Consider the following 12,410-nt stretch of genomic DNA (forward strand, 5'->3'; position numbering starts at 1 on the left):
TAGCTGGTTCTCCGCGAAATCTATTTAGGTAGAGCGTCGACCGAATACCCCAGGGGGTAGAGCACTGGATGGGCTAGGGGTCCTCACCGGATTACCAAACCTAACCAAACTCCGAATACCTGGGAGTACTAGTCGGCAGACACACGGCGGGTGCTAACGTCCGTCGTGAAAAGGGAAACAACCCTGACCTACAGCTAAGGTCCCCAAGTTATGGCTAAGTGGGAAAGGATGTGAGGATCCCAAAACAACCAGGATGTTGGCTTAGAAGCAGCCATCATTTAAAGAAAGCGTAACAGCTCACTGGTCTAAATAAGGGTCTTTGCGCCGAAAATGTAACGGGGCTAAAGCCATACACCGAAGCTTAGGGTTCGTAGCAATACGAGCGGTAGCGGAGCGTTCTGTAAGCTGATGAAGCCATACCCGTGAGGGGTGGTGGAGGTATCAGAAGTGCGAATGCTGACATGAGTAACGTAAGGGGAGTGAGAGACTCCCCCGCCGAAAGACCAAGGGTTCCTGCTTAAAGCTAATCTGAGCAGGGTTAGCCGGCCCCTAAGACGAGGCGGAAACGCGTAGTCGATGGGAACCACGTTAATATTCGTGGGCTTGGAGGTAGTGACGGATCATTGAGGTAGTCCAATCTTATCGGATTGAACGGGCTGCTGCGTGGTTCCAGGAAATAGCTCCTCCTTATAAACCGTACCCGAAACCGACACTGGTGGTCTGGTAGAGTATACCAAGGCGCTTGAGAGAACTATGCTGAAGGAACTCGGCAAATTGCACGCGTAACTTCGGAAGAAGCGTGACCCTTTTCCACGCAAGTGGAGGAGGGTGGCACAGACCAGGGGGTAGCGACTGTTTATCAAAAACACAGGGCTCTGCGAAGTCGCAAGACGACGTATAGGGTCTGACGCCTGCCCGGTGCTGGAAGGTTAAGAGGAGGGGTGCAAGCTCTGAATCGAAGCCCCAGTAAACGGCGGCCGTAACTATAACGGTCCTAAGGTAGCGAAATTCCTTGTCGGGTAAGTTCCGACCTGCACGAATGGCGTAACGACTTCCCCGCTGTCTCCAGCATAGACTCAGTGAAATTGAATTCCCCGTGAAGATGCGGGGTTCCTGCGGTTAGACGGAAAGACCCCGTGCACCTTTACTATAGCTTTACATTGGCATTCGTAGTGGCATGTGTAGGATAGGTGGTAGGCTTTGAAACCTGGGCGCCAGCTCAGGTGGAGCCACCCTTGAAATACCACCCTTATTACTATGGATGTCTAACCGCAGCCCGTTATCCGGGTCCGGACAATGTATGGTGGGTAGTTTGACTGGGGCGGTCGCCTCCTAAAGAGTAACGGAGGCGCGCGATGGTGGGCTCAGAACGGTCGGAAATCGTTCGCTGAGTGCAATGGCATAAGCCTGCCTGACTGCGAGACTGACAAGTCGAGCAGAGACGAAAGTCGGTCATAGTGATCCGGTGGTCCCGCGTGGAAGGGCCATCGCTCAACGGATAAAAGGTACGCCGGGGATAACAGGCTGATGACCCCCAAGAGTCCATATCGACGGGGTTGTTTGGCACCTCGATGTCGACTCATCGCATCCTGGGGCTGGAGCAGGTCCCAAGGGTATGGCTGTTCGCCATTTAAAGCGGTACGTGAGTTGGGTTCAGAACGTCGTGAGACAGTTCGGTCCCTATCTGCCGTGGGTGTAGGAATATTGAAAGGATCTGTCCCTAGTACGAGAGGACCGGGATGGACGGATCTCTGGTGGACCTGTTGTGGCGCCAGCCGCATAGCAGGGTAGCTATATCCGGACGGGATAACCGCTGAAGGCATCTAAGCGGGAAACCCACCTTAAAACGAGTATTCCCTGAGAACCGTGGAAGACGACCACGTTGATAGGCCGGGTGTGGAAGAGCGGCAACGCTTGAAGCTTACCGGTACTAATAGTTCGATCGGCTTGATCGTTCTCATTCCTTATGCTCATCTGACAAAGTCAGATGGTCTGCCAGCGCTCACGCATGAGCGGCCCTTACGGGCCTATGCTCCGCGAGGGCGCCGGAAAACCGGCGACGCGCAGTCGCGCTTGCGGGCTTACGCCCGAAAGCCACAAACGTCGCCTTGGCACAGAAAACAGCTTCTCGAACAACGTGCGTTTTGCCGACCTGGTGGTTATGGCGGAGCGGCTGCACCCGATCCCATTCCGAACTCGGCCGTGAAACGCTCCAGCGCTGATGGTACTTCGTCTCAAGACGCGGGAGAGTAGGTCGCTGCCAGGTCTGCTAAACGCACGTTGAACTCACATCCAAGCGGATGTCAGTGAAATCTTCTCTCTACGAACAAGGCCCGCCAAGGGACCACGGGCCGCGTAAGCGGCCCTTTCATTTGGTGAGCCATCTACCTATTTGTAAGCCAGCCTAGTCGTAGGTGTGCGCTTACGTCCAAAGCAAGCAAACGCTTGCTCAGATCAGCAAGCAAACGCTTGCTTAGTTCGGCAAGCAAACGCTTGCCTAGTTCGGCAAGCAAACGCTTGCCTAGTTCGGCAAGCAAACGCTTGCCTAGAGGTGGCGCGGGGTGGAGCAGCCCGGTAGCTCGTCAGGCTCATAACCTGAAGGTCACAGGTTCAAATCCTGTCCCCGCAACCAAATCAAAATCGGCCCGCCTCAAGCGGGCCTTTTTGTATTTAGCTGTCGGCGCCGGCGACTTTAACCCTCAGCAGCAGCCCGCAAGCAGGCCTTGCCGACCCGCGGTACAGAAAAGCCAAATCCTCTCCCCAAAACCAAATCAAAATCGGCCAGCCTGGATCAATGCCGGCCGGCCGTTCGCGTTTCTAGGCTCGATTGGAGCACATCAGTGCAGGCAGAGCTATTTTTGCATCAATGTAAGTTTGCACTGACATTATACATTGCGAGGCGCTTCACCCCTTGATGACGCCGCGCGCCCGCTTTCTCTCGGCCGCCGCGAGCAATTCGACGAAGGCGCGCACCTTGGCGGGCCGGAAGCGGGCTGGAGGAAACACCGCGTGGATGCCGCCGGTCGGCAAGGTCCACTGCGCGAATATCCGCACAAGCCGATCCCCGACGATATCCTCATCGACCGCATAGTCGGGAAATATACCCAGGCCGATGCCGGCGAGCACGCAAGCATAGGCCGCCGGGCTTTTGTCGCAGACGACGACGGGATTGAGCTCGGTCAGCACCGTCTCGCCGTCCCTGGAGAACAGCCATTGGCCGACGCCGCGCAGCTGGGCGTTGCCGACCCAGGCCAGCGATCGCGCCTGGCGTGGGGTGACGTCGGGCGGCAGGCTTGCAGCGAAAGCCGGGCTCGCCACCACGACCTGCCGTATCGTGCCCAAGCGCCGCGCCTGGTTGGAGGAATCAGTGAGCCAGCCGACGCGGATACCCAGGTCGATCTGCTCATCGACCAGATTGCTCACGGCATCGTCGAAAATCGCCTCGACCCGCATGTTTGGATAGGTCTTCAGATATGCCGCCATCACCGGCGCCACTATCCTGGTGCCATAGTCGAGCGGCGCGGTCAGCCTCAGCATTCCGCTGGGCTCAATCGCCCCGTGCGATATCTCACCATAAGCTGCCTCCGCCTCGCGCAGGATGATCACCGCCCGGTCATAGAAGAGCCGGCCTTCCTCGGTCGGCGTGACGCGTCGGGTCGTGCGCTGCAGCAGCGTCGCGCCCAACTCCTCTTCGAGCCTGCCGATCTGATGGCTGACGACGGCCTTGGCGACGTCGAGCCTGTCCGCCGCCGCCGTGAACGAGCCGGTTTCCATCACCGTGGTGAAGTAGACGAGCCGGTTGAGGTTCAGAAGGTCGGCCAAGGTGAGTGCTTTTGTCTGATCTGATCAGACAGTTTGTATTATTGAGTGGCATTTATCGCAAGACTGCCGCCTGCCACATGTGGGCCAGGACATTCGACCGGCCTCGCAGCCGGTATCCTGCAGCAAGGATGGCAGCGATCGTGAGCAATCCAGACGTGACTTACCTTTTCGATCCGCTCTGCGGCTGGTGCTATGGCGCCACGCCGATGCTGGACAGGCTGTCGGCCAGCGGTGCGCGCATCGAGCTGCTGCCGACCGGGCTGTTCTCCGGCGCCGGGGCACGGCCCATGGATGAGGGTTTTGCCGCCCATGCCTGGGCAAACGACCAGCGTATCGAGCGTCTGACCGGACAGGCATTCACACAGGCCTATCAGCGCAACGTCCTTGGCATCCGCGGCACCTTGCTCGACTCGCATGCCGCGACTCTTGGCATCTGTGCCGCCGGCCTGGAAGATTCTAGCCGCCGGCTCAGCGCACTGAAGGCGATCCAGCGTGCGCGCTATGTCGACGGTCGCGATATCGTGACTGTCGAAGGTGTCGCTGCCGTGCTCGCCGACGCCGGCATGGCGGATGCCGCAGTCATGCTGAAGAAGCCGAGCGAGACATTGCTGGCGGCTTACCGCGAACTGGTCGGGCGCGGCCGCGCCCTGTTCCAGCGCCTGCATGCCAATGGTGTGCCCTCACTCGCAATTATCCGCAACGATGCCCCCCGGCTCATCGGCTCCAACGCGCTGTTCGGCAGCTTCGACAATCTCGTCGCCCATATCGCGGCGGCGTGATCTCCCAACAACCCCCAAACAAGACTGGAAAAAGACATGGCAAAAGTCGCTCTCGTTGGCGCATCGGGCGCTGTCGGTTCGCGCCTGCTCAAGGAACTCTCCGACCGTGGCCACACGGTCACCGGTATTACCCGCAACCCTGAAAAGATTGCCGACCTGCCTGGTGTGACGGCCAAGAAGGGCGATGTCTTCGACAAGGAAGGTCTAGCCAAGCTGATCCATGGCCATGATGTCGTGATCAGCGCCGTGCATTTCCTGGACAGCGATCCCGACACGCTGATCGCCGCGGTGCGCGCTTCGGGCGCGAAGCGCTACCTCATCGTCGGCGGCGCCGGCAGCCTTGAAGTCGCACCCGGCAAGAGGCTGGTCGATACCCCCGAATTCCCGGCAATCTACAAGGCCGAGGCACAGAAGGGCGCCGATTTCCTCGACACGTTGAAGACCGTCGGCGACCTCGACTGGACCTTCCTGTCGCCTTCCGCCATGTTCATCCCGGGCGAGCGCACCGGCCAATACCGCCTTGGCAAGGACACGCTTCTGGCGTCGGACAAGGGCAGCAGCATCTCCTTCGAGGACTATGCCATCGTCATGGTCGACGAGATCGAGAAGCCTGCCCATGTCAGGCAGCGTTTTACGGTCGGCTATTGATCAACCGGCAGCGGCCGTGTCTCGATCGAGGCCGGCCGACGCCAGCCGCATCGGCGCTTCGCGGACGCCGACACGCCGATAGGTTTCGGTGACGAGGCCGTCCTGTCTCAGCTCCTGCCGGCGGCGTTCGACAAAGGCGCGTTCCTCGGCAGTCAAATCGTGCTCGCGCTTGCGAAGCCAGTCTTGGTAGGACGAGTCGAGTTCCTTGACCGGCTTGGCCGTAGTCGAAACCGAAGCCGGCCGGCTGTCGGTGTAGCGCGGCCGCAAGGCGCTGTTGGGATTGTATTCGGTTCGCTTGTCGTTACCCGAAATGACCAGATCCGGATCCGCGACCCGGCCCGACGGGCTGTAGACGAAGGCCGAGGCGATACGGTCGAGCGCAGCATCGACCTCTTTGGGCCGATGCACGACCTCGCGCGGCGCGCGATCGGGAACAGCCAGCCTTGTGATGCCGCGATCATTGATGGCGTCGAGCACCTCACGATGATCGAGCGAGGTGATGACCTCGCGCCGGGCCGGCCAGAAATCATAGGGCGCATGCGCGCCATACCCCTTGCCGATGTGGAAGGCATAGATTTCGGGATAGACCGTCAGCTCCGTGCGGCGGCTCGGCTTGATGTCGTAGAAGGCGGTGATGGCGATCTGCAGCAGATGAGTGGCGCCGATACCGCCAAGCGCATCGTCGATCACCAGGCCGAAACGATCATGCGGGTTCCAGTCCGGCAAGGCCTGCGCGATCGAGGCGGGCTTGCCGTCGATTTCGACGTCGAACATATCAGCCTTCAGCAATGTCACGACATGCATTGCAGTCTCCGTCGTCTTGCGCCGATTCGTCAGAACATCATCTGATCACCGGCGCTTGCGCTTGTCAGCCGGCGTCTGGATTGAGCCGTTCGAATCGGGACAGGTCGCTGGGCCATGCGAGACTCCTTCCCCATCAGTGTCGGCATGGTTAATAGTGTCGACTTCGCGGAGGACCGATCATGGAGCAAAGCCGACTATCGAAGAAGGAGCGGCATGCACTCATCCTGTCGGAAGTGCGCCGCTCGGCCTCGATCCGTATCTCCAGGCTCGCTTTGCGCCTGGGTGTCGCCGGCGAAACGATCCGCCGCGACCTGATCGAGCTTGGCGATGCGGGATTGCTCAACCGTACCTATGGCGGCGCGACGATCTCGCTGGTGACATCCGAGCCGGTGATCGCCGAGCGCAGCCAGACCATGATCGAGGAGCGTGCCCGGATCGGGCGTGGCGCGGCGGGACTGGTCGAGAAAGGCCAAATCGTGATGATCGATGGCGGCTCGACAACCTACGAGGTGGCGCGCAGTCTCTCGCAGCTGAAGCGCGAGCTGACCATCATCACCAACTCCATCGGCGTGGCCTCGGTAACTGGGGCCAATCCGACCTTCCGGGTTATCCTGTGCCCCGGCACCTATGACAGCCGCGAAGCCAGCGTGGTCGGTGAGGATACGGTGGAATTCGTCAGGCGCTACAATGCCGACATTGCCATCATCGGGGCGTCGAGCCTGTCCGCGGACGGGCCTAGCGACATGATCTCGGGGGCGGCGGCGGTCAAGCGGGCGATGATCTCTCGCGCGCTGTCGACGGCGCTTGTGGTGACCAATGACAAGTTCGGCCGCAACAGCCTCGAACGCGTCTGCCCGCTCGGCGAGCTTTCCGACATCGTCACCGATCGTGAGCCGCAGCCGGCACTGCGCGCCATCATCGAAGCGGCTGGAACGGAACTTCATGTCTTCAACGCCGACTGAGCGACCGCTGCGGGAGGATCAGTCGCAATCCGACTCCCGCGGAAGGTTTGCGGCCATCAGGCCGGGAACAGGAACGCCGAAGCGGGATCGAAAAAGATGCGCTGACCTGATGCAATGGCGCTGTCCGCCCCCTCCGCGTCAGAGGTTGGCCTGACATCGATCTCGTCGCCGCCGGCCAGGCGCGCCACGACGCGGCGGCGGTCACCGAAAAAGGCGGTATCGACGATCTCGACGGCCAATGCCGCGTTCGCCGGTCCCGGCGTGAGGCGGAAGGCTTCCGGGCGGACCATCAGCCGGACCTTCTGGCCTTGGCCGAAGGGCGTTGTCGTCTTGACGCCGGTCACGATCGAGCCGTCGGCCAGGCGGATCGTTGAAGCACCGCCCGTGGTTTGCAAATGCTCGGCCGGCAGGAAATTCGAGTTGCCGATGAAGCCGGCGACGAACTCGCTCGCCGGCCGGAGGTAAAGATCCTCGCCCGTGCCGATCTGTTCGATGCGGCCTTCCCTGAACAGAGCGATGCGATCCGAAAGATGCAGCGCCTCTTCCTGGTCGTGCGTGACATAGAGGATGGTGACGCCGGTCTCGCGGTGGATACGGCGGATCTCGGCCTGGATCTCCTGGCGCAGCTTCTTGTCGAGTGCCGATAGCGGCTCGTCCATCAGGAGGATCGGCGGGTCGTAGGCGAGCGCGCGGGCAAGCGCCACGCGCTGCTGCTGGCCGCCCGACAGCGCGCCCGGAAAACGGTCGGCGAAGTTTTCGAGACGCACCAGCGCCAGCATATCGGCGACCTTGCGCTTGACCTCGCCGTCGGACCGGCGGCGCACGCGCAGCGGAAAGGCGACATTCTCGGCGACGCTCAGATGCGGGAACAGCGTGTAGCGCTGGAAGACCATGCCGATGTTGCGCTTGTGCGATGGCACCGAGAGCAGCGACCTGTCCTCTAGGAGCACATCGCCCGAGCTCGGATCCTGGAAACCGGCGATGGCGTAGAGCGTCGTCGACTTGCCGGAGCCCGACGGGCCGAGGAACGTCAGGAACTCGCCCTTGGGCACATCGATGGTGACGTCATGGACGGCGACGAAGGCGCCGAACGTCTTCTCACCGCGCGTATGGACAGGAACGGTCGGGTCATCTGGACAATTTTCTGCGTAGGAGTGCGGTCACGATCATCAGGCAGAGCGTCAGGCCGACGAGCAGGCTGGAGGCGGCGGCGACGATCGGGCTGAGGTCGGCGCGCAGGCTGCCCCAGATCTTCACCGGCAAGGTCTGCAAGGTCGGGCTTGCCATGAAGATCGCCACCACGACCTCGTCCCACGAGGCCAGGAAGGAAAAGATCGCCGCCGAGAAGATGCCGATCCTGATCGACGGCAAAGTGATCCTCAGCCGCGCCTGCAGTGGGCTGGCGCCGCAGACGATGGCCGCGTCCTCGATGGATTTGTCGAAACCCTCGAGCGCGGCGGTGATCGGAATGATGGCGAAGGGCAGCGCCAGGATGGTGTGCGCGATGACGAAGCCGACCGTGGTGCCGGCGAGGCCGATGCGCAGGAAGAAGGCGTAGATGGCGATGGCGAACACGACCACCGGCAGCACCATCGGCGTCAACAGCAGTCCGCGCAGGACCTGGCGTCCGCGAAACTCGCCCCTGACCAGGCTGAAGGAGGCGAACAGGCCGATGACGACGGCGAGGATGGCGGCCATGGCGGCAATTCGGGCGCTGGTCAGCGCGGCATCGATCCAGCTCGGGTCGGCCAGCAATTGCTGGTACCATTTCAGCGTCCAGCCGGGCGGCGGGAAGGCCAGCCAGCGCGAAGAGCCGAATGACAGGAGCACGATGAAGACCACCGGCAGCAAAAGGAAAGCCGCGACCGCCGCCGTGAAGCCGACAAGCGCCACGCGCAGCCATCCGAGCCTGTCATAGTCGAGCAGCATCCTCAGATCCCTCCGCCGGCGCGCCTGGCGCCGACCAGGCGAAGCTGGATCGCGTACAGCGCCATGGTGACGACAAGCAGGACGAAGGCAGCCGCACTGCCGAGCCCCCAGTTGAGCAGCGACTGCACGGTCTGGGCGATCATTTCGGCCAGCATCATGTTCGATGTGCCGCCGAGCAGGGCAGGCGTCACGAAGTAGCCAAGCGACATGACGAAGACCATCAGCCCGCCGGCGGCGATGCCGGGAAGCGACAGCGGCAAGAGGATGCGGCGGAAGGCCTCGAACGGGCTTGCGCCGCAAAGGGCGGCGGCGCGCAGCGTCATCGGGTCGATGGCGCGCAAAGTGCCGACCAGCGGCAGGATCATGAAGGGCAGCATGATGTAGACCATGCCGATGGTGACGCCGGCGAGATTGTTGATGAGCGGCAGCGGCTCGTGGATGATGCCGAGCCCCATCAAGGCCCTGTTGATCACGCCGGTGCGCTGCAGCAGCACCATCCACGCATAGGTGCGGGTGAGAAGGTTCGTCCACATCGACAGGATGATGATGCCGAAGACGATCGAGCCGAGGGCGGGCGGCATGATCGCCAGCATCCAGGCCACGGGAAAAGCCACCACGATGGTGACCGCAGTGACGACGGCGGCGACCAGGAAGGTGTTGAGGAACACCCGCACATAGGTGCCGCTACCGAACAGTGCCGCATAGTTCTGCAAGCCAGGTTCAGGATCGATGACGCTGCGCAGCAAGAGCGCGACCACCGGCACGATGAAGAACAGGCCGACCAGGAGAAGGGCCGGCAAGGCGCTGCCGCTGCCGGCCGGCAGGCCGGCAACCGAGCCGCGTCTGAAGGAATTTCCCTGCATCGAGCGGTCCTATCTCGCAACGGGGCGCGCAAGCCGCGCCCCGTCAACCTGCACCGGCGTTACTTGGTCTGCCATGCGTACCAGCGCGTGGCGATCTCGTCGCGATGCTCGGCCCAGTAGTTCATGTCGAGGTTGATCTGGCCCTCGACATGGGCATCTGGCAGGGCCTTGACCGCATCGGCGGGCATCTCCGCCTTGGCCTTGGTGTTGATGGGCGCATAGCCGCTCGCCTCGGCGAATTTCGCCTGCCCGGTCGGGCTGGTGGCGGCGGCGAGGAACTTCATCGCGCTGCCCTTGTTCTTCGCGCCCTTCGGCACGACGAGCACGTCGGCGGCGGTGAGGTTCTGATTCCAGGCGACGCCGACATCGGTGCCATCCTGCTGCAGGGCGAAGACACGCCCGTTCCACAACTGGCCGAAGGCGGCCTCGCCGGAAGCAATCAGCTGCTGCGAACTCGGCACCGCCGCCCCACCAGACGATATCGGACTTGATGGTGTCGAGTTCTTGAAGGCACGGTCGAGGTCGAGCGGATAGAGTTTGTCCGCCGGCACGCCGTCGGCGAGCAGCGCGATTTCGATGACGCCCGGCGCCGACCATTTGTAGAAGGTCCGCTTGCCGGGGAATTTCTTGGTATCGAACATGTCGGCCCAGCCGGCCGGTTCGCCCGTAACGGCGCCCTTGTTCCAGGCGAGCACGAAGGAATAGTAGAAGCTGCCGACGGCATGCTCATTGCTGAAGCGCGGGTCGAGATCGGCCTTGGGCACGACCGCATAGTCGATCGGCTCCAGCAGCCCGTCCTTGGCGGCCTTTATGGCGAAATCCATTTCCACGTCGACGACATCCCAGGTGACATTGCCGGCGTCGACCATGGCCTTGAGCTTGCCGTAGTCGGTCGGCCCATCCTGTAGCACCTTGATGCCGGAGCTGGCTTCGAAGGGGGCCGCCCAGGATTTGGTCTGCGCTTCCTGTGTGGTGCCGCCCCAGCTGGTGAACGCCATCTCGTCGGCCTTGGCGGCGGTTGCCGCGAGCAGCCCGGCCAGCAGGCCGGTCAAAATCAGTTTCATGTCATTCTCCTCTGTTGGTCTGTTCTTGTTTTTCTCAGTGCACCTGCATCCCGCGCTCCTCAGCGCATGACGAAGGGATCGGGGATCGGCTCGTCCGAGGTGTTGATCCAGACGGATTTCGAGCGCGTGTAATCTCTGATGGCATCGAGCCCGCCTTCGCGGCCGAGGCCTGACAGGCCGTAACCGCCGAAGGGGACGAGCGGCGATACGGCGCGATAGGTGTTGACCCAGACGACGCCGGCATGGATGTCGCGCGCCATGCGGTGCGCCTTGCCGAGATTGCTGGTGAAGACGCCGGAAGCCAGGCCGAAGGGCGTATCGTTGGCGAGCGCCAGCGCTTGCGCCTCGGTGTCGAAGGCAAGCACGCTGAGCACCGGTCCGAACAGCTCCTCGCGCACGCAAGGCAGGTCGCGGTCGCCGGCGTCGATGATGGTCGGCGTGTAATAGAAGCCGCTGCCGGCTGGCCGCGTGCCGCCGCTGACCAGCATGCCGCCCGCGGCAAGGCTCTCGGCGACCACCTTCTCGATCCAGTCTAGTTGGCGCAGCGTGGCGAGCGGACCCATTTCGGTCGCCGGGTCCTGCGGATCGGCGATGCGGATCGCCTCGGCCTTGCGCTTCAGCCTGCCGAGGAATTCATCCTTCACCGAACGCTCGACCAGCAGCCGCGAGCCGGCGACGCAGCTCTGGCCGGTCGCCGCGAAAATACCGGCGACGACCGCGTTGGCGGCGCTGTCGAGGTCGGCGTCGGCAAAGACGACGACTGGGCTTTTGCCGCCGAGTTCCAGCGTGGTGTAGGCAAGGTTCTCCGCCGTGTTCCTGACGATGGCGCGCGCCGTCGACGGGCCGCCGGTGAAGGCGACGCGCGAAACCAGCGGATGGCTGGTCAGGCGCCGGCCGCAATCCTGGCCAAAGCCGGTGAGGATGTTGACGACGCCTGGGGGAAAGCCGGCCTCATGAACCAGTTCGGCAAAGGCGAGCAGCGGCGCCGGGCCGTCCTCGGAAGCCTTGAGCACGATGGTGCAGCCGGCGGCGAGCGCCGGGCCGAGCTTGACGGCCGAGAGGAAGAGCTGCGAGTTCCACGGCACCACCGCGGCAACGACGCCGATCGGCTCGCGGCGGATGGTGACGTCGAGGCCCGCCTTGTCAACAGGCACATGCGCGCCTTCGTGCTTGTCGGCGAGCCCGCCATAATAGCGGTAGTAGTCGCCGACATAGGCGATCTGGGCGCGGGTCTCGCGGATGATCTTGCCGGTGTCGCGTGTCTCGACCTCGGCCAGGCGCCGGGCATTGGCGGCAACGAGGTCGCCGAGCTTGACCAGCAGCTTTCCACGCGCCGTCGCTGTCATCCTTCGCCATGGGTCTGAGCGCAGTGCGCGGTGCGCCGCCTCGACGGCACGGTCGACATCCGCTTCGGTCGCCGCCGGCATTTTCGCCCAGGCTGCCCCGGTCGACGGGTCGACACTGTCGAAAGTGGCGGACGGCTCGTCGAAGTGGCCGTCGATGAAGTTCCTGAAAACAGCGTCGGTCATGGGCTCGCGA

The 12,410-nt window shown here is 62.5% G+C and carries 9 protein-coding genes, 1 tRNA gene, 2 rRNA genes and 1 pseudogene (1 of these 13 cut by a window edge); 6 read left to right on the forward strand and 7 right to left on the reverse strand.

All coding sequences use genetic code 11. The features are described from left to right. From AC0V8S_RS09495 to AC0V8S_RS09505, 3 genes are all read left to right on the forward strand, one after another. Positions 1-1,955 (forward strand): 23S ribosomal RNA (locus AC0V8S_RS09495) (it extends 899 nt beyond the left edge of the window). 196 nt (positions 1,956-2,151) lie between these two features. Beyond that, a 5S ribosomal RNA gene (gene rrf / locus AC0V8S_RS09500) occupies positions 2,152-2,266 on the forward strand. A 289-nt stretch (positions 2,267-2,555) separates the two neighbouring features. Beyond that, a tRNA-Met gene (locus AC0V8S_RS09505) sits at positions 2,556-2,632 on the forward strand. 272 nt (positions 2,633-2,904) lie between these two features. Here the strand turns inward: AC0V8S_RS09505 and AC0V8S_RS09510 are convergent. Then, entirely contained in the window at positions 2,905-3,822 is a 918-nt protein-coding gene (locus AC0V8S_RS09510) for a LysR family transcriptional regulator (RefSeq protein ID WP_475437508.1), read from the reverse strand. Between the two features lie 140 nt (positions 3,823-3,962). On the opposite strand from AC0V8S_RS09510, the gene AC0V8S_RS09515 reads away from it, so the two are divergent. Next, on the forward strand, positions 3,963-4,601 hold the full coding sequence (locus AC0V8S_RS09515; RefSeq protein WP_183463355.1) for a DsbA family protein: 639 nt from the start codon (positions 3,963-3,965) through the stop codon (positions 4,599-4,601). Positions 4,602-4,637: 36 nt separating this feature from the next. Further along, a complete protein-coding gene (locus tag AC0V8S_RS09520; protein ID WP_475437509.1) occupies positions 4,638-5,249 on the forward strand; it encodes an NAD(P)-dependent oxidoreductase in 612 nt (203 codons plus the stop codon). Here the strand turns inward: AC0V8S_RS09520 and AC0V8S_RS09525 are convergent, their stop codons facing one another. Beyond that, positions 5,250-6,053: a hypothetical protein gene (locus tag AC0V8S_RS09525; RefSeq protein ID WP_475437510.1), complete on the reverse strand. Its 804-nt coding sequence runs from the start codon at positions 6,051-6,053 to the stop codon at positions 5,250-5,252. It lies immediately after the preceding gene. A gap of 179 nt (positions 6,054-6,232) precedes the next feature. Between AC0V8S_RS09525 and AC0V8S_RS09530 the strand changes: the two genes are divergently transcribed. Continuing rightward, positions 6,233-7,015, forward strand: a complete 783-nt coding sequence (locus tag AC0V8S_RS09530; RefSeq protein WP_183463344.1) for a DeoR/GlpR family DNA-binding transcription regulator — start codon at positions 6,233-6,235, stop codon at positions 7,013-7,015. A gap of 56 nt (positions 7,016-7,071) precedes the next feature. On the opposite strand, the pseudogene AC0V8S_RS09535 reads toward AC0V8S_RS09530, so the two are convergent. From AC0V8S_RS09535 to AC0V8S_RS09555, 5 genes and pseudogenes are all read right to left on the reverse strand, one after another. Then, positions 7,072-8,147 (reverse strand): annotated as a pseudogene (locus AC0V8S_RS09535) (ABC transporter ATP-binding protein). After that, positions 8,144-8,944 carry an ABC transporter permease gene (locus AC0V8S_RS09540; protein WP_475437511.1) on the reverse strand — a complete coding sequence of 267 codons (801 nt, stop codon included), beginning with the start codon at positions 8,942-8,944 and terminating at the stop codon, positions 8,144-8,146. Before AC0V8S_RS09540 ends, AC0V8S_RS09535 begins: the two are co-directional and overlap by 4 nt. A gap of 2 nt (positions 8,945-8,946) precedes the next feature. Next, positions 8,947-9,807: an ABC transporter permease gene (locus AC0V8S_RS09545; protein WP_475437512.1), complete on the reverse strand. Its 861-nt coding sequence runs from the start codon at positions 9,805-9,807 to the stop codon at positions 8,947-8,949. Between the two features lie 59 nt (positions 9,808-9,866). Next, a complete protein-coding gene (locus AC0V8S_RS09550; protein ID WP_475437513.1) occupies positions 9,867-10,871 on the reverse strand; it encodes an ABC transporter substrate-binding protein in 1,005 nt (334 codons plus the stop codon). A 59-nt stretch (positions 10,872-10,930) separates the two neighbouring features. Next, positions 10,931-12,400 (reverse strand): aldehyde dehydrogenase, encoded by a 1,470-nt coding sequence (locus tag AC0V8S_RS09555; RefSeq protein WP_475437514.1) that lies wholly within the window; start codon positions 12,398-12,400, stop codon positions 10,931-10,933. Positions 12,401-12,410 lie beyond the last annotated feature (10 nt).

It is taken from the genome of Mesorhizobium oxytropidicola (assembly GCF_056174625.1).